General features: G+C 63.1%; 16 protein-coding genes. 7 read left to right on the top strand and 9 right to left on the bottom strand.

All coding sequences use genetic code 11. The annotated features are described in order from the left end of the window. Positions 1-19: 19 nt before the first annotated feature. The gene (locus HU763_RS11170; protein ID WP_225931945.1) at positions 20-511 is read right to left on the bottom strand and encodes a BCAM0308 family protein; all 492 of its coding nucleotides are present in this window, start codon (positions 509-511) and stop codon (positions 20-22) included. 155 nt (positions 512-666) lie between these two features. Here HU763_RS11170 and HU763_RS11165 point away from each other — a divergent pair, with 155 nt between their 5' ends. Beyond that, entirely contained in the window at positions 667-1626 is a 960-nt protein-coding gene (locus tag HU763_RS11165) for a ribose-phosphate diphosphokinase (protein WP_186685061.1), read from the top strand. A gap of 14 nt (positions 1627-1640) precedes the next feature. Here the strand turns inward: HU763_RS11165 and HU763_RS11160 are convergent, their stop codons facing one another. From HU763_RS11160 to HU763_RS11145, 4 genes are all read right to left on the bottom strand, one after another. After that, on the bottom strand, positions 1641-2531 hold the full coding sequence (locus HU763_RS11160) for a universal stress protein (RefSeq protein ID WP_186684852.1): 891 nt from the start codon (positions 2529-2531) through the stop codon (positions 1641-1643). 27 nt (positions 2532-2558) lie between these two features. Next, positions 2559-4178, bottom strand: coding sequence for a chaperonin GroEL (groL, locus tag HU763_RS11155; RefSeq protein ID WP_170029629.1), 1620 nt, complete (start codon positions 4176-4178; stop codon positions 2559-2561). A 111-nt stretch (positions 4179-4289) separates the two neighbouring features. Then, the gene (locus HU763_RS11150; protein WP_186684850.1) at positions 4290-6572 is read right to left on the bottom strand and encodes a heavy metal translocating P-type ATPase; all 2283 of its coding nucleotides are present in this window, start codon (positions 6570-6572) and stop codon (positions 4290-4292) included. A gap of 5 nt (positions 6573-6577) precedes the next feature. Then, positions 6578-6829, bottom strand: coding sequence for a hypothetical protein (locus tag HU763_RS11145; RefSeq protein WP_170029627.1), 252 nt, complete (start codon positions 6827-6829; stop codon positions 6578-6580). A 200-nt stretch (positions 6830-7029) separates the two neighbouring features. Between HU763_RS11145 and HU763_RS11140 the strand changes: the two genes are divergently transcribed. From HU763_RS11140 to HU763_RS11130, 3 genes are read left to right on the top strand one after another with little or no spacing between them, the layout of a single operon-like run. Then, on the top strand, positions 7030-7677 hold the full coding sequence (locus HU763_RS11140; protein ID WP_170029626.1) for a BON domain-containing protein: 648 nt from the start codon (positions 7030-7032) through the stop codon (positions 7675-7677). A 20-nt stretch (positions 7678-7697) separates the two neighbouring features. Then, entirely contained in the window at positions 7698-9545 is a 1848-nt protein-coding gene (ftsH, locus tag HU763_RS11135; RefSeq protein WP_186684848.1) for an ATP-dependent zinc metalloprotease FtsH, read from the top strand. Between the two features lie 28 nt (positions 9546-9573). After that, positions 9574-9999: a potassium channel family protein gene (locus HU763_RS11130; protein ID WP_186684846.1), complete on the top strand. Its 426-nt coding sequence runs from the start codon at positions 9574-9576 to the stop codon at positions 9997-9999. A 6-nt stretch (positions 10000-10005) separates the two neighbouring features. Here the strand turns inward: HU763_RS11130 and HU763_RS11125 are convergent, their stop codons facing one another. The 3 genes from HU763_RS11125 to HU763_RS11115 are packed head-to-tail and all read right to left on the bottom strand — an operon-like array spanning position 10006 to position 13497. Beyond that, a complete protein-coding gene (locus HU763_RS11125) occupies positions 10006-12384 on the bottom strand; it encodes a phosphoketolase family protein (RefSeq protein WP_186684844.1) in 2379 nt (792 codons plus the stop codon). A 33-nt stretch (positions 12385-12417) separates the two neighbouring features. After that, positions 12418-12882, bottom strand: a complete 465-nt coding sequence (locus HU763_RS11120; RefSeq protein WP_186684842.1) for a CBS domain-containing protein — start codon at positions 12880-12882, stop codon at positions 12418-12420. Positions 12883-12939: 57 nt separating this feature from the next. Next, complete coding sequence (locus tag HU763_RS11115) at positions 12940-13497, bottom strand: Hsp20/alpha crystallin family protein (RefSeq protein ID WP_186674391.1); 558 nt, start codon at positions 13495-13497, stop codon at positions 12940-12942. Positions 13498-13691: 194 nt separating this feature from the next. Here HU763_RS11115 and HU763_RS11110 point away from each other — a divergent pair, with 194 nt between their 5' ends. Next, entirely contained in the window at positions 13692-14414 is a 723-nt protein-coding gene (locus tag HU763_RS11110; RefSeq protein ID WP_186684840.1) for a hypothetical protein, read from the top strand. Here the strand turns inward: HU763_RS11110 and HU763_RS11105 are convergent. Further along, positions 14389-15120: a helix-turn-helix domain-containing protein gene (locus HU763_RS11105; protein WP_170029619.1), complete on the bottom strand. Its 732-nt coding sequence runs from the start codon at positions 15118-15120 to the stop codon at positions 14389-14391. The two genes, HU763_RS11110 and HU763_RS11105, sit on opposite strands and share 26 nt — an antisense overlap. Before the next feature lie 126 nt (positions 15121-15246). Here HU763_RS11105 and HU763_RS11100 point away from each other — a divergent pair, with 126 nt between their 5' ends. Further along, positions 15247-16218, top strand: a complete 972-nt coding sequence (locus HU763_RS11100) for a universal stress protein (protein WP_186684838.1) — start codon at positions 15247-15249, stop codon at positions 16216-16218. 96 nt (positions 16219-16314) lie between these two features. Beyond that, positions 16315-16884 carry a GNAT family N-acetyltransferase gene (locus HU763_RS11095; RefSeq protein ID WP_170029617.1) on the top strand — a complete coding sequence of 190 codons (570 nt, stop codon included), beginning with the start codon at positions 16315-16317 and terminating at the stop codon, positions 16882-16884. Positions 16885-16938: the final 54 nt, after the last annotated feature.

Here is a 16938-nt window from a genome sequence, read left to right as displayed (position 1 = left end):
GGCAACCAGGCGGCAGGTTTCAATCGCGATGCCAGTCGACGCTCAGATACACCTCGCTGTCACTGTAACGGTAACTGCAGGTGCCGTCATAGGCGGCTTCCAGGTCATGGCCGATGCGGTTGGCCAGGTGCGTACCCGTGGTAGTCGCCAGCAGTTCGTCATCCTTGCAATCGACCGCGATCAGCCGTTCAAGCACATGCGTCTGCCGTTCTTGCTGTTCCGCATGGTGTATCAGCTGGCGGATCTCTTGCTCATGGGTTGCCAGGAAACGCCCGGATATGCGCACTTGTCCGGCCGCGGCACGGTCCTCGATACGGCGGCAGGCCGGGCAGACCGTCGCGTCCACCGGGCCGGGGCCAACAGGCCCATGCAGGTGCCATTCACCCTCGTGGTAGGCGGCACCACATTGCGGGCAACGCGCGCTACCGCCCGGGCGAAGCGGTGTGGCATAAGGATCGAAAGGGTGGGACTTGAACAATTTGTCCTTGCGGCTTTTCTGATACTTGTCCATCGGCGTGCTCACTTTGCAGGTTGTGAGGATCGCAGCCCTTGGCATGCGTTGACCTGCCCAGTGTCTGCCGGCCGGCGACACAGGACTTGATAATGGTCAAATCAAGGGGTACCCACGCTTTCGGGGTGCCGGCCATGAACGACGGAGCACAGTACATGAACCACATACCGCCTTTACTGTTTGCCTTGCAAGGTAGCGAGGGCTACGGCAGTGCCGTGGCGCAGCGTCTGGGCTGCAGGTTGTCGGCACATGAAGAACGGGACTACGAGGACGGTGAACACAAATGCTGGCCGAGCGAAGCGGTCGCAGGCCGAAGCGTCATCGTGGTTCATTCGCTCTATGGTGATACGCGCCACAGCGCCCACGACAAGCTGTGCCGGCTGCTGTTTTTCTGCGCGGCAATCAAGGATGCCGGTGCCATTCAGGTGACAGCGCTGACGCCTTATCTGTGTTATGGCCGCAAGGACCGCAAGGTAGAATTCCAGGATTCCACCATCACCCGCCATGTGGCCCGCCTGATGGAAAGCTGCGGCATCGACCGGGTGCTGGCGCTGGACGTGCATAACCCCAGCGCGTTCGACAATGCCTACCGCATCCCAGCCTGGAACCTGTCATGCGTGCAATTGTTTGCCCAGCGCATTGCCCCGCTGCTGGCAGAACAGCCGGTCACGGTAGTGTCGCCGGACATCGGCGGCGTCAAGCGCGCCGAGCACTTTCGCCAGGCGCTGGCACAATTGCTCGGCCGCCCGGTCAGCACCGCCCTGATGGAAAAGCACCGCCAGCACGAGGCCCTTAGCGGGGACTACCTGGTAGGCGATGTGACCGCAAGCACCGTGGTCATTTTCGATGACATGATCAGCACCGGCCAGACCCTTCTGCACGCTGCGCAGGCCTGCCGGCAGGCTGGCGCGACCCGTCTGCTGGCCGCCGCTACCCACGGCCTGTTCACCGCCGCAGCCCAGTTGTTCGACAGCAGCATGTTCGAGCGGATCCTGGTCAGCGACAGCATCGAGCCCTTTCGCCTGCCAGCGCATTGTCGGCAGGCACTGGTTATCGTCGACACCAGCGCCCTGATCGCCACGCACCTGGCCCACGGTCTCGGGCCAGCGGCATGAACAGGCGCATGCCGCTACACCACCAGGATGTTGCAGGGTACCTGGTACAGCACATGCTCGGTGGTGCTGCCGAACAGGCGGTCCAGCCCACGGGCCAGCGGCCGTCCCATGACAATGACGTCCACGGCTTGTGACTCGGCGTATTCGCCCAGCACCGCGACCGGCCGACCCAGTACGAAGTGGCGGCGTTCGGGCGGTGCTCCGAAACGCTCGGCCAGCGCCCTGAAATCGTCCTCGAGTGCCTGCCGCAAGGGGCCGGCGATATCGCCGATGGCCCAGGCGGAATAACCCATGTCACCCATGTAGGCCATCGACAGGTCACAGGCATGCAGCAGATCCAGTTGCGCCCCGGTCTGCAAGGCCAGGGCACTGGCTTGCCGGACGATACCGTCGTTGCGCGCCAGCCCTTCGTCCGAGGTATCGGCCACATCCACCGCGGCCACGACCTGGCGCGGCAGTGCCGGCCTGGCGGCGCCCAGCAGGTAGACCGGGGTCGGGCAGTGGCGCAGCAACTGCCAGTCCAGCGGGGTGAAGAACGCGCGCTTGAGCACCGGCTCATGCTCGACCTGCTTGAGCAGCAGGTCGGGCTGCATCTCCTGCACATGCGCCAATATGTCGTCCTGCACGTCGCTGCTCCAGGCAACCTCGGTCGTGACCTGCACGCCCGAGGCGCGCAAGGCACTCACCTGGTTTTCCAGTTGTTGGTGTTGGGTTGCCAGATAGGCCTGCCTGGCAGCTTGATGATCACCCGTTTCCAGCAGCCTGAGTTTGTCCAGTGACTCCAGCAGGGCGACAATGTGCAGGCTGGCAGAACTTGACCTGGCCAGCGCAGCCGCCTGCTCCAGGGCACCAGACTGGCGCAGCAGCGGGCGCATTACCAGCAGCAGGCGTTGATAGTGGCTCATGATTGCCTCCAACGGTCGGTTGGCCTGTCACTCAGGCAGCGGGGGTTGCATGGAAGGGGTGTTCTTTTCAGGGATATCGGTCATGGTGGCTTCGGTCAGCAGCAGGATGCTGGCGACCGAGACCGCATTTTCCAGGGCGATGCGCACTACCTTGGTGGGGTCGATGATGCCCGCCTCGTACAGGTCGACATAAGCGTTGGCTGCGGCATCGAAACCGATGCTACCCGTTTCGGCCAGCATCCGAGCCACCACCACGCCGGCATCCACGGCGGAATTCTCGGCGATCATCCGCGCCGGCGCTTCCAACGCACGCCGCAGAATCTGCAAGCCTGTACGCGTATCGCCTTCGCTGCCCGCCTCTTCGGCAAGCAATGCTGGCACCGCCTTGAGCAAGGCAAGGCCAGCGCCTGGCACGATGCCTTCGGCGATCGCCGCACGGGTGGCAGACAAGGCATCGTCCAAGGCGTCCTTGCGCGCCTTCATCTCGGCTTCGGAGGGCGCGCCAACGCGAATCACCGCAACCCCGCCGGCAAGCCTGGCCAGGCGTTCCTGCAGTTTTTCCCGGTCGTAATCACTGCTGCTCGCGTCGATCTGTGCACGGATCTGCGAAACGCGGGCAGCAACCGCTTGCTGGGTGCCCTTGCCGCCGATCAGCGCGGTGCTGTCCTTCAACACCACAGCGCGGTGAACCTGACCCAGCTGGGACAGTTGCAGATGTTCGAGATTGACGCCCAGCTCTGCCGATACCACGGTGGCGCCAGTGAGCACGGCAATGTCCTGGAGCATTTCCTTGCGCCGTTCACCAAAGCCTGGTGCTTTTACGGCTACCGCGCGCAACACGCCGCGAATCTGGTTGACCACCAACGTGGTCAGCGCCTCGCCGTCGATATCCTCGGCAATCACCACCAACGGCTGGCCGCTCTTCGCCACTTGCTCGAGCAGTGGCAGCAGGTCGGCCAATGCGCCAATCTTGTGGTCGCACAGCAGCACGCAGGCATCGGTCAGCTCGACCTGCATCTTCTCGGTATCGGTGACAAAGTACGGCGAAACATAACCTCTGTCGAAGCGCATGCCATCCATGATGTCGACCACTGTCTCGGTGGTCTTGGATTCCTCCACGCTCACTACACCTTCCACCCCGACCTTCTCCAGCGCATCGGCGACCAGCTGCCCGATCAAGGGATCGTTGTGCGCCGACAACGTGGCCACCTGGGCCTTTTCCTTGAGCGTACTGACCGCGCGTGACTGCGCCAGCAATGCCGCCATTACCAGCGCAAGGCCTTTGTCCAGGCCACGCTTGAGGTCGATGGCACTGGCGCCGGCCACCACATTACGCACGCCATCGGCCAGGATTGCATGGGCAAGTACCGTCGCGGTGCTGGTGCCATCGCCAACCGCCTCTCCGGTGCGCTCGGCCGCTTGGCGCAGCATCTGCGCCCCCAGGTTTTCCTCGGGGTCCTGCAGGTCGACCCGCTTGGCGATGGACACTCCGTCATTGCACACCGTCGGCCGTCCCCAGCTGTTTTGCATCAGTACCGATTTCGACTTGGGACCCAGGGTGACGCGCACGGCATCGGCGAGCTGGGTGGCGCCACTGAGGATTTTTTCCCGCGCAGCCGATCGGAAGAGGATTTTGCTATGCGGCATGATTTCGACTCCCGTACAGGCCAGGGGATGGACCACTCTGATGCTGCCAGCATCCCCTTCCCCTTCGCCTGGCGCTTGATTTTTATCAATCGCACCGGGTCATCACGCGCTTCAGCGCCGGTCCAGATGCCGGTACAAGGCGTCCTCCTGTTCAAAATGCAGCTTCACCAACGTGTCCAGGCGAATAAGCTGATGCTGGATCTCCTCGGCACTTGGCGTGGCTGCTGCCTGTGCGAAATCCCCGCTCATGCGCGCCAACAAATGGATCAACCGGAAAATTTCCCGGTGCGTGTGGCTCATCGCCGCAAGCGGATCCTCACCGCCTATGTACCGGCTCAGCAGTGGGTATAACCGACGCTCGTCATCCCGCTCATGCCGCTCCAGCACGTCATGTAATGCGGCAATGAGCGCAGCCAGGTCGGTGCGCGCCTGAAGCACAGGGCGGCTGGAAAAATCCCGAGCCATCTGGCTCAGGTCTGTCAAAAGGCTCTGCAGCTGCCGATGCTCGTCCTGCAGGCGGTCCAGGTCACCACTGGCAAGCCCGTTGCGGCCATCTCCGCCCCAGGGCCCGAGCGCGCGCAATGCATTGAGGATGATCAGCAGGTCGATGCCTTCCTGCAGCACGGCACCCATCACCGCTGGCAGGTAGCCTGCTGCGGCAATGAGCATCGCCAGCATTGACAAGCTCATGCCAACCCACACCCCCTGCCGGGCGATATGCACGGCATTGCGGGCAATGTCCAGTGCCTCGACCAGGCGGCCCAGCCGGTCGACCAGCAGGACCACGCCGGCCGCCTGCGCCGAGGCGGTCACCCCCGCGGCGCCCATGGCTACACCGACATCGGCCGCAGCAAGCGCCGGTGCATCATTGATGCCATCGCCAACCATCAGTGTCGGCCGTTCGCGGCAACCTTCCCGCACTAGACGCGTCTTGTCTTCGGGCGAAAGGCCGGAACGCAGTTCATCAATACCCGCCCTCAAGGCAATCGTTTCGGCCGTTTGCGCCCGATCGCCCGTCAACATGACGATCTTGTCGATCCCCCGCGACCGCAGCAGGCGCAGGGTCTGAGGGGTCTCCTGGCGTACATCGTCGGCCAGCCGCAACATCGCTTTCAACTCGCCATCTATCGCCACGAAACTGCCACTGCTGGCCAGATAATCCAGTTGCCGCAAGCGCGCCTGCACCCAGCGATCATGGTCTTCCGCGCCCTGCACGTAGGCCAGGGTACCCAGGCGCACGGCCCTGCCCTGCACCTGGCCGGCAAGCCCCTGGCCTGGGCTTTCCTCTACCTGTTCCGGCGCCGTCAGCGCTAGGTCGCGCGCGCGGGCAGCGTGAACGACAGCCTGGGCAATCGGATGGGTGGATGCCTGGGCCAACGAAGCTGCCCATTGCAGTACCTGCAGCGGCATACCCTCCCCCTTGAGCTCAATCGACTGCAAGCGGGCTTGGCCGCTGGTCAAAGTGCCAGTCTTGTCGAGAAACACCTGGCGGACCCCGGCAAGCGCTTCCAGTACCTCACCGTCACGGACGAGGATATTGCGCCGAGCCGCGCGCGAGATGCCCGACAGAATGGCAATCGGTACAGCCAGGATCAGCGGGCACGGGGTGGCGACCACCAGCACGGCCAGCACCCTCTGGACGTCGCCACTGGCCCACCAGGCGAACGCCGCGAGCAGCACCGTCAGCGGAATGAACGCCAACGCGTAACGGTCGGCCAGGCGCACGAACGGTGCCCGCGACTGGCGTGCCGCCTCGGCCAGGCGCACGATGCCGGCATAGGTGCTGTGCGCCGCGGTATGTGTTGCCAGCAGCAATAGCGGCGCGCCGACATTGACCACTCCACTGGCAACCCGCTCGCCGGCATGGCGCGTTACCGGTAACGATTCGCCGGTCAATGCGGCCTCGTCCAGCGTTGCGTGAGCGCTCTGTAGCCGGCCATCCACCGGTACTATTTCGCCCAGGCGCACCAGCACGGTCTGCGCAGGTTGCACCTGATCCACCGCAACTTCACGCAGGCCGTCCTGTTCCTGAACCCAGGCATGCTGGGGCGCGCGATCGATCAGTGCGCGCAACTCACGCTCTGCATGCTGCAGGCTGAACGATTCCAGCGCACGACCAGTGGCCAGCATCAGTGCGAGCACGGCAGCCACCAGCATTTGCTCCAACGCCAAAGCGGCGGCGATTGACAGTAACGCAATCAGGTCGATGCCGGCTTGGCCCTTCGCCAGGCGCCTGGCCATTTCCACCGCCAGCACCAAGGCCATGATGGTGCCACCCGCCGCCCAGGCCACAGCGGCCCACGCAGGCCGTTGGACCGCATAGGCCATCCCCCCGGCCGCCAATGCCAGTACACAGGCCAGCAGCAGGCCGGGGTTCAACCATCGTAGCGCCATGGCGGCTACTTGCGTCTGGCCTGTTGCAGCAGTTGCTGGACCTGCTCCTGGGCCTGCGTCGCCCTGCGCAGCGCTTCGTTGGCCGTCTGCTCGACCAGGTCGATGCGGTAGCACACCTGGTCGGCACGCAAGCGGGCAGTGGCAGCGTTGTCCTCTGCCGACTCCAGGCGCGCGTCGTACTCTTCAGCGTGCCATGGGGTACAGGCGGCGCTGGCCAGCAGCAGGCTCGCCCACCCCACAAGCAGATAGCGTTGCATGGCCATACCCTCACGCGTGGCGGAATACCCCAAGTATCGGTGGCGAGGCCTGCGGTGGCCTGACATTTGTCAACCTGCGAAGGCGCGTGCAAGTTGTTCTGGCTGTCTTGACCTTTATCAATCACGCCGTTCGGCGCAAGGGTAGAAACAAAGACTCAGGGCCACCCGGCCCACCTCTTGACCTGCTACCGGAGCCGAACATGAACGACCTTGACTTGCGAGACCTGGTGCTCGAAGAGCTGGAATTCAAACCCGATATCAATGCCGCCAGCATCGGTGTGACTGTGCAGGACGGTGTGGTCACGCTGTCCGGCCATGTCAACAGCTACGCCCAGAAAGTCAGTGCCGAGCGCACCGTCAAAGCCATCAAAGGCGTGCGTGGGCTGGCCGAGGAAATCGAGGTACGCCTGAACAAGCTTGAAGGTACGGCGGACGACACGATTGCCAGTCGCGCCCTGAAAATCATCGCCTGGAGTTCGGATGCCAATGTGGAAGGCATCAAGGTCACCGTGCACAAAGGAACCGTGACCCTGGAAGGCCAACTCGACTGGCAATACCAGAAGGAGGAGCTCGAACAGGCGGTCTGGCGGCTGTCCGGCGTGGTCGGCGTGCACAACCGCATCACCCTCAAAGCCCGGGCTGACGTGGGTGATATCAAACGCCATATCGAAGACGCGCTCAAACGCAGTGCGGAAATCCAGGCCGAAGGCATTCGCGTCAGCGTCAACGGCGGCGTAGTCAGGCTGGAAGGCAAGGTGCACCTGCTGCGCGAGCGGGAGGTAGTCGAACGCGCAGCCTGGTCGGTGCCTGGTGTGAGCAAGGTCGAAGACTATCTGCTGATCGCCTAGCCTTGCAGCGTGGTGGAGGGATGAGCATGAACAAGGACCAGCCCTGGAAGTTCTATCTGCTGGCAGTCGGCTTGTCGGTGCTGGCGGCGGTCCAGTTCGGCCTGTTCAGCCAACCGTCGGTGCAGGCCATCCCTTACAGCCAGTTCCTGCAGTTGCTGGAACAGCAGAAGGTCAGTGACCTGCGCGTCGAGCACGAGCGCATCCTGGGCAAGCTGCAGGAGCCCATCAACGGGCGCTCGGCGTTCTCGACGGTACGTGTCGACCCGGCGTTGAGTGAACAGCTGGGGCGCTCGGGCGTGGCGTTCACCGGCGTTGCCGAAGACAGCACGGTGGCGAATGTACTGGGCTGGTTCATGCCGCTGCTGATGATGCTGGCGCTGTGGTACTTCCTGTTCCGTGGCCTCGGCCAGAAACAGGGCCTGGGCGGGTTGATGGGCGTCGGCAAGTCACGCGCCCGTGTCTATGTCGAGCAGGACACCAAGGTGACCTTCGCCGATGTGGCCGGCATCGATGACGTCAAGCAGGAGCTGACCGAAATCGTCTCCTTCCTGCAGAACCAGGCTTGGTACGCCCGTCTGGGGGCCCATGTGCCGAAGGGTACCCTGCTGGTCGGCCCACCCGGTACCGGCAAGACCCTGGTCGCCAAAGCCATCGCCGGGGAAGCTGCCGTGCCGTTCTTCTCGATCTCCGGCTCGGAGTTCGTGGAAATGTTCGTTGGCGTGGGCGCTGCGCGGGTGCGCGACCTTTTTGAACAGGCCCGCCAGGCGGCACCTTGCATCATTTTCATCGATGAACTGGACGCCTTGGGCAAGATGCGCGGCATCGGCAGTTTCGGCGGCAATGACGAGAAGGAACAGACCCTCAACCAACTGCTGGCCGAGCTGGATGGCTTCGACCCGCGTGAAGGCGTGGTGCTGCTGGCGGCAACCAACCGCCCCGAGGTGCTCGACCCGGCACTGCTGCGCGCCGGGCGCTTCGACCGGCAGATCCTCATCGACCGGCCCGACCGCAAGGGCCGCCTGGCAATTCTCAAGGTGCACCTGCACAAGATCGTCTACAAGCACGACCTGGACTGCGAGCGCATTGCCGAAATCACCCCCGGACTGACCGGCGCCGACCTGGCCAACCTGGTCAACGAGGCGGCCATCGTCGCCACCCGGCGCGCCAGCCAATGGGTTGAACTGCAGGACTTCACTGCGGCGATCGAACGCCTGGTGGCGGGCGTCGAACGCAAGGGCAGCGTGCTGCGCAGCGACGAACGCCAGGTAGTGGCATACCACGAAATGGGCCATGCCCTGGCCGCCAGCAGCCTGCCGGCCATGGACCCGGTGCACAAGGTGTCGATCATTCCCCGCGCTGCCGGCGCGCTGGGGTATACCTTGCAACGGCCGACCGATGACCGCTTCCTGATCAGCACGCAGATGCTGCGCGACCGCATGGTGGTGCTGATGGCCGGGCGCGCCGCTGAAAGCCTGGCGTTCGGCCAGGTGTCCACCGGCGCTGCCGACGACCTGGGGCGTGCCACCGATATCGCCCGGCAACTGATCACCCGCTTCGGCATGAGCCCGACGTTGGGCCAGGCGGTGCTGGAGCGGCAACAGGCAAGCTATCTGGGCGAATCGATCTTGCGCCAGGAACGCAAGGACTACTCGGAACAGACCGCTCGCGAGATCGACCTAGGCATCCGAGACTTGCTGGAAGAAGCCTATGGCCGCGCCCGGGCATTGCTCGAACAACGCCGCGACGATCTGGAAGCAGGTGCGCGCCTGTTGCTCGCCAGGGAGACCATCACCCCCGAGGAATTCCCGCCATTGCTGCCGCAGGCCAGTGAGACGGCCACCTATACTCTGGTCGACACCTCGAAATGAACCGTCAGGGCCAGCCAGGGTATCTGCAATGCTGACCGTCACCTTGATCAACATGCTGGTGGTGATTGTGGTGGTGATCATTCACTACGAATGCCTGCTGCGCCTGAACGACTGGCTCCCGCGGCTCAAGCTGTGGAGCCGGTTTCGCATAGTGCTGGGGGTATTCGGCGCGCTGCTGGCGCATGCCCTGGAAGTGTGGTGCTTCGCAGTGGTCTACTACCTGATGAACCATGCCGAGGGCTGGGGCAGGCTCAGCGGCAACTTCGACGGCAGTCTGCTCGATTGTGTGTACTTTTCCTTCACCACCTACACCACGATAGGCTTCGGCGATATTGCCCCCAGCGGCCATCTCAAATACCTCACTGGCCTGCAGGCGTTGACGGGCCTGGTGCTGATCACCTGGACCGCCTCGTTCCTGTTCCTCGAGATGCAGAAGTACTGGAAGGCCAAGTAACACCCGTCACCCACGGTTCGCCGGCGAGGTCCAGCGCCACTGGGCCACCTCCGGCATATCCTCACCATGCTCGATCAGGTACAGCTTGTGCTTCTCCATGGTCGACCAGTAGCGGGCCCGCGCCTGTTCCACTTGGGGCTGCAGGCGCGGTACATGCTCGAAGACATCGAGTACCAGCTGGTAGCGGTCCAGATTGTTGATCACCGCCATGTCGAACGGCGTGGTGGTAGCACCCTCTTCGCGAAAACCTCGCACATGGAACCGTTGGGGGTTGGCACGCTTGTAGATCAGGCGATGCACCAATGCCGGGTAACCATGGAAGGCAAAGATCACCGGCTGATCCTCGGTGAACAAGGCAGTGAAGTCACGGTCGGACAAGCCGTGGGGGTGCTGTTGCGACACCTGCAGCGCCATCAGATCGACAACATTCACCACTCTCAGCCGCACCTCAGGCGCCTGTTCGCGAAGCAGCGTCACCGCTGCCAGCACCTCCAGCGTCGGCACATCGCCGGCGCAGGCGAGCACCACCTCGGGCGCATCGTCATCATGGCTGGCCCAGGCCCAGCGACCGATACCCGCCTGGCAATGCACCGCAGCGGCTTCCCCGTCGAGCCATTGCCATTCCAGCTGCTTGCCGGCAACGATGACATTGATGTAGTTGCGGCTGCGCAAGCAATGCTCGGCCACTGACAACAGGCAGTTGGCATCAGGGGGCAGGTAGATTCGCGCAACATTGGCCTTCTTGTTGGCCAGCAGGTCGAGGAAGCCAGGGTCCTGGTGCGAGAAGCCGTTGTGGTCCTGGCGCCACACATGCGAAGTCAGCAGGATGTTCAACGACGCAATCGGCTTGCGCCACGGCACCTCGGCAGCGGTCTTGAGCCATTTGGCATGTTGATTGATCATCGAATCGACAATGTGGATGAAGGCTTCGTAGCAGGAGAACAGGCCGTGCCGGCCGGTCAACAGGTAGCCCTCCAGCCAGCCCTCACAGATGTGCTCACTGAGTATTTCCATGACCCGGCCCTGTGCCGAAAGGTGTTTGTCATCGCTACCGCAGGTATCCAGCCACATCTTGTCGGCAGCCTCGAACACTGCGTCCAGACGGTTGGACGCCGTTTCATCGGGGCCGAACAGTCGGAAGTTGTGGGACAACCGGCTGTTTTTCATGACATCGCATACATACCTGCCCAACACCCTGGTCGCCTCGGCCCGTACCTGCCCCGGCCCTGTCATCGACACGCAATAGTCCGCGTAGCGCGGAAGATCCAGTGCCCGCAGCAGCATCCCCCCGTTGGCATGCGGGTTCGCACTCATGCGCCGGCGGCCGCAAGGCGCCAGCGCGGCCAGCTCGGGCAGCAACGCGCCTTGCGCGTCAAACAGCTCTTGCGGACGGTAGCTTTCCAGCCATTGCTGCAGCTGTAGCAAGTGCGTCGCTTGGCCAAGGTCCGCCAGGGGTAACTGATGGGAGCGACAGGTACCTTCGACGCGCTGCCCGTCGACGTATCTGGGCCCGGTCCATCCCTTGGGCGTACGCAGCACAAGCACCGGCCACAAAGGCCTGTCGATGGCCTGAGGGTTTTCGGCGTGGCGCGCAAGGCGCTGAATCTGGCAGATCTTCTCGTAGATGACCTCCAGAGTCCTGGCCAATGCGCGGTGGACCTCCATGGGTTCATCACCTTCGACGAAATAGGGGTCATAGCCATACCCGTACATCAGGCTGGTCAACTCATCTTCGCTGATCATGGACAGCACAGTCGGGTTGGCGATCTTGTAGCCATTCAGATGCAGAATTGGCAGTACCGCCCCGTCCCGGGCGGGGTTGAGAAACTTGTTGCAGTGCCAGCTGGCTGCCAGCGCGCCGGTTTCCGCCTCACCATCGCCAATGACGCACGCCACGATCAATTGTGGATTGTCCAGCGCAGCACCATAGGCATGCACCAACGAGTAACCCAGCTCTCCCCCTTCGTGGATGGAGCCTGGGACATGCGGGCCGACATGGCTGCCAATACCATAGGGCCATGAAAACTGCCGAAACAGCCGGGTCATGCCAAGCACATTGCGTTCGATCGCCGGGTTCAGCTCGGTATAGGTACCATCAAGATAGGCCTGGGCAACCAAGGCCGGCCCCCCGTGGCCGGGGCCGGTGATGAACAGGACGTTGAGGTCGTACTGGCGTATCAGCCGGTTCAGATGGGTATAGATCAGGTTGAGTCCCGGTGAAGTCCCCCAGTGCCCCAGCAACCTGGGCTTGATGTCGGCCAGCGTCAGCGGGCTTGCCAACAAGGCGTTACCCTGCAGGTAGATCTGGCCAACGGTCAGGTAATTGGCGGCTCGCCAATAGGCATCCAGCCCTTCAAGTTCCTCGGTACTGGGAAAATCGCTCATGCTCGCCTCCTGTGGGGAATCATCCCCGCGCGCTCACAGATCCTCACCGCGCAGGTCTTCCTCCCGCCGGCTTTGCTGACGAATCAGCAGCGACAGTTCGTGCAGGTTGTCTGCCAGCAGCCCTACCAGGTCGTCCGCAGTGGCGATGCCGACCAGCAGGCCGAAGTCATCCACCACCGGGATGCGCCGGATGTTGGCCCGCCGCATGTTCAGGATGACATCGAACAGGTCTTCATTCTGGTTCGCAGTGATCAATGGTCGTGGCAGCACATCGATCGCCTGCAGGTCCTCCTGGTCCGGTGGGTTGCGCGCAATGATCCGCAAGGCCAGGTCACGATCGGTGATCAGGCCGACGGGCCGGAAACGCTCGCGGTCGACCGGCTCGGCCAGTACCAGGTCGCCGACGTGATACTGGCTCATCATGCGTGCCGCAGCGTAGATGGAGATGTCGGGTGGTGCAGTGACCACATCCCGGTTGCAATATCTGCCAATGGACATGCTGGTTACCTCTGCTGGATGGAGCGTCCCTGCTCCTGAAAGTGACCGGACCGTCATTTACTTGCTGCTGTTGATCGGGATCACCTTTTCCGGGTGAATCGCCTCGGCACGTTTGGGCAGATGCACCAGCAGCACGCCTTTGGCGAACTGCGCGTTGATCTTCTCGGCGTCGACCTCGGGAGGCAACTGGAGCACTCGCTCGAAACTGCCGTAATGGCGCTCACTCAGGTGATATTCCTTGCGTTTCTCATCGACCTCCTGATGCTTCTCGCCGCGAATCACCAGGTTGCCATTGACCAGCTTGATCTCGATGTCCTTGTCGTCCACACCCGGCAGTTCGGCACTGATGCGGTACTCCTCGGCCTGCTCGCTGATATCCATCGCCGGCATGCCATGGGTGAACAGGTCACGCCGCCAGAACGGCTCGACATCGAACGGCGTGTGGCTGAACGGCATGCGCAATGGCCGCCGCCCGAAATCCTCGAACAGGCCGTCGATCTGACGGCGCAATTGCTGAAAAGGCCGCCAGAGATCAGCAGGTTCGCTGCTGGGCGGCGCAGCTTTCGCTGGCGTGGCGGCTGGAGTGACAGGTACTTTCTTGGCTGCTTCCGACATGGCGCGCTCCTCGAATAAGTAATGCCTCCCAGGGAGACGCCTTCGATCTTGCGCGGCACGGCAGCCCCTTGCTTGACCTTTGTCAACCTGCGTGAAGCCACTGTCACCTGGCGGTTTGATCCTGGTCAAAGCGTTGCCATGGCCTGGGCATAGGCTGAATCAAGCAAGGTCACCACATACAGTGCGAGGCGACTATGGGCCGGGGCGGCAGTGCAAGCGTCCGCTTACTCGAGGCGGTGCCGGGCTCCGGTACCCAGCAATACCTGCGCCTGGCCCTTTGCAGCCCGCAACGTAGCGAAGCGATGCCAGGCCAGTACTGCCTGCTGAGCAGCCACAACGAATGCTGGCCCTGCAGTTATGTGAGCCTGCCTGGCGCCAGCGGTCGCTTTCTGGTGGCCACCTGCAGCGTGAAACCCGTGGGGCAGGCCGGTGACCTGTTCGGCTATTCCGGGCCGCTTGGCAACGCCTGGCCGCTGCCCCTGCAAAGCGCAAGGCTGCTGGCCATCAGCCGCGCCGAAGGCCTGTTGCCGCTGTTGGCGGTGCTGGATGAAATCCGTTGCTGGCTGCCTTGGGTCCAGGTGAGCTTGTCTCATGCGGGTATCCCTGCCGAACGCCTGCCAGACGCTTGTCCAACCTGGCTTGCGGCGCTGGCGCACGACAGCAGCAGCGGCTGGCTGCAATTGCAGCGAACGCTGGACACCTTTCGGCCGGACACGGTGTATTGTTGCGCGCCACCCCAGGTGGCGCGCCAGGCTGCCCGCCTGTGCTGGCAGACAGGCATTGCCGCGCAGCGCATCTGGTTACGCACGGATCATCTGCCGCGCCCGGCCTGGGGCGGCCCGCAACCCCTGGGCTGGCCTGTGCAACGTTATGACCGGGTGCTGGCGGCACTCAAGTGGGTTCCTCCAGGCGGGTGAGATTACCCAGGCCGTGCAAGTCGATGAGCCTGACTTCGCGCCCGCTGCATTGCAGGAACCCGGCCTGGACAAAACGACCGAATAGTCGGCTGACGGTTTCCAGGGTCAGGTCCAGGTAGTTGGCAATGTCGCCGCGCGACATCGGCAGCTTGAACACATCAGCCCGCAACCCGCGGGCCTGGTAACGCGCCGACATGCCCAGCAGGAAGATCGCCAGCCGCTGCTCGGCACGCCCGTGGCAGCAGCGCAGCTGCTCGTCCTTGCCCTGGATGCCCAGGCTGAGCATGTGCAACAGCTGATAACGCAGCCCCGGAATCTGGCCGGAGAGATCCATCAGCTGGTCGAGCCTGATGGCACAGACCAGCGAGATCTCCAGCGCCACAGCAAAGCCTCGGTAATGACTGGCGCCGATGGCATCCAGGCCCAGCATTTCACCGGGCAGTATGAAGCCGCCGATCCGCTCGTTGCCATCGGCGTCGAGCAGAAAGTGCTTGATTGCCCCCGAGCGCAGGGCAAATACCTGTTCCATCGGCTCTTCAGCCTTGAACAGGTACTCGCCGCGCTTCAACGGGCGGTTGCGGCGAACGATGCGTTCCAGCTTGTCCACCTCCTCCGCACTCAGGCTGGCGGGCAGACAAAGCCGGCTCAACGAGCATGCAAGGCACTTCACATGGGGCCTCGCCCCCAGATCCATAGGGCCTGACATGATGACGCCTCCGCCTTTTGCACGCGGCCATATATTCAAACTAGCTGGCGCACTGACTGTTTGCGGGATTAGCGACCAAGGGTCGGCCTGCCCATGGCGGGAATTGATGCAGGTCAAACCCGGCCGATGCACCTGCTGCATGCTCTAGCGTCGCGTACTGCATTACCCCTGCTTGCCTACAGAGCGGCCATGCCAACCAAGAGGGTGCCTATCATGCAAATCCGTAGCCTGGTTGTCGTTGCACCCAGTCAGAATCGCTACAGTGCGGCCATGGAACAGGCGATCGACCTGGCCACGGCCGTCGACGCCACGGTGACGGTGGCCATCCTTGGCTCGGCCGGGTCCGACGGAAAGCGCGTCGACATTCGGGCTCGCCAGAAAAGCCTGGCCACGGACCTGCTCGACAGAGGCGTTCGCATCAATGCCGAAGTCGTTGTGCTCAAGCCTGGGGTGAATGCGCTGGTCAGGCTTGCCAAGGCATGCACCGCCGACCTGCTGATCCTGGACCCGGCGCTGGTGCAGGCAGACGCTGGCGCCGACTTCGCGCTCATGCTGATGCAGCAGGCGCCCTGCCCCGTGCTGTCAGCGCAGGAACAGCCCATTCGCAGTCATGGCAAGTTGTTCGTCGCCGCGCCAGCCAGCTGCGAAGACCTTGACCAGATAGCGCTGAACACGCATGTGGTTGCAGTGGCCAAGGCCATCAGCCAAGCGCGCAAGGCCCGCATGCATCTGTTCACCGTCTACGACCAGGCGGCTTTGCTGCGTCACAGCAAGCACTACAGCCTGGCGGAAATCCCTCGCTACGAAACCCTCGTGGCCGAGGTCAGAGGCTTTGCCGCGCAGCTCGGTATCCCCGCCGTTCATCATCATCTGATCGTCGGCGCCTGTGCCCATACCCTCTGCGCCTATGCCAATCGCTGTGGCTACGACCTGGTAGTGATCGCAAGCCCGCTGAACGCCCGGCAGCGCGAGACGCTGAGCTATCTGATGAACCATTTGCAATGCAGCTTGCTGGTGGTCAATGCCAACGCCAGCGATGACCGCGTGGCCAACCTTCGCTCCCCAGGCCTGTTCGATTCGCTTGTTTCACCGGCCTGACAGGCGGTGCGCGGGCAATTGACAAGTATCAAGTCAGCGCAAGGCCGAAAGCCGAAACTGAACGTCCCTTGTTCATAACACGCAGAGGACATTGCCATGGCGCCCGCCGAGACTTCCCGTCCACATACCCTGCCTTCGTTTCCGACGCCCGCTGGCGAGCACTGGATCGAAGCCCTGGAAAACGGCACCCACGTACTGATCCGGCCCTTGCAAGCCAAGGACCGGGAACGCGAGAGGGCCTTCATCGAACGCCTGTCGCCCGAGTCGCGGCATTTTCGCTTCCTGTGCCAGCTCAAGGAGCCCGGCGAGGCGATGCTCGACCAACTGATGAAGGTCGACCAGGACCGACAGGCGGCTTTCGTCGCCCTGGCCCATGTCGACGGCGAACTGCAGGAAGTGGGTATTTCCCGCTATGCCGCCTGCACAGACAAGGATGAATGCGAGTGCGCCGTCACCGTACTCGACAGCTGGCAGCACCACGGCCTGGGCCGCCTGCTGCTCAAGCACCTCACCGACCATGCCCGCGCCAAGGGCTTCCGGCAGATGTACTCGATCGACTCCGCCGCCAACCAGGCAATGCGCGATCTGGCCAAAGCGGCAGGATTCACCACGGCCACCGACCCGGATGACCCGAGCCAGGTGATCCACCGGCTGGTCCTGAACTGACCCCAGGGCCGCCGCACCATCATCCCTTGTGGCGCGGCGGCCTGCCTATGGGAG

Origin of the sequence: Pseudomonas anuradhapurensis, assembly GCF_014269225.2 — a bacterium.
Taxonomy (GTDB): domain Bacteria; phylum Pseudomonadota; class Gammaproteobacteria; order Pseudomonadales; family Pseudomonadaceae; genus Aquipseudomonas; species Aquipseudomonas anuradhapurensis.
Note: the sequence above shows the minus strand (reverse complement) of the source record. Positions and strands in the feature narration are given on the sequence as shown.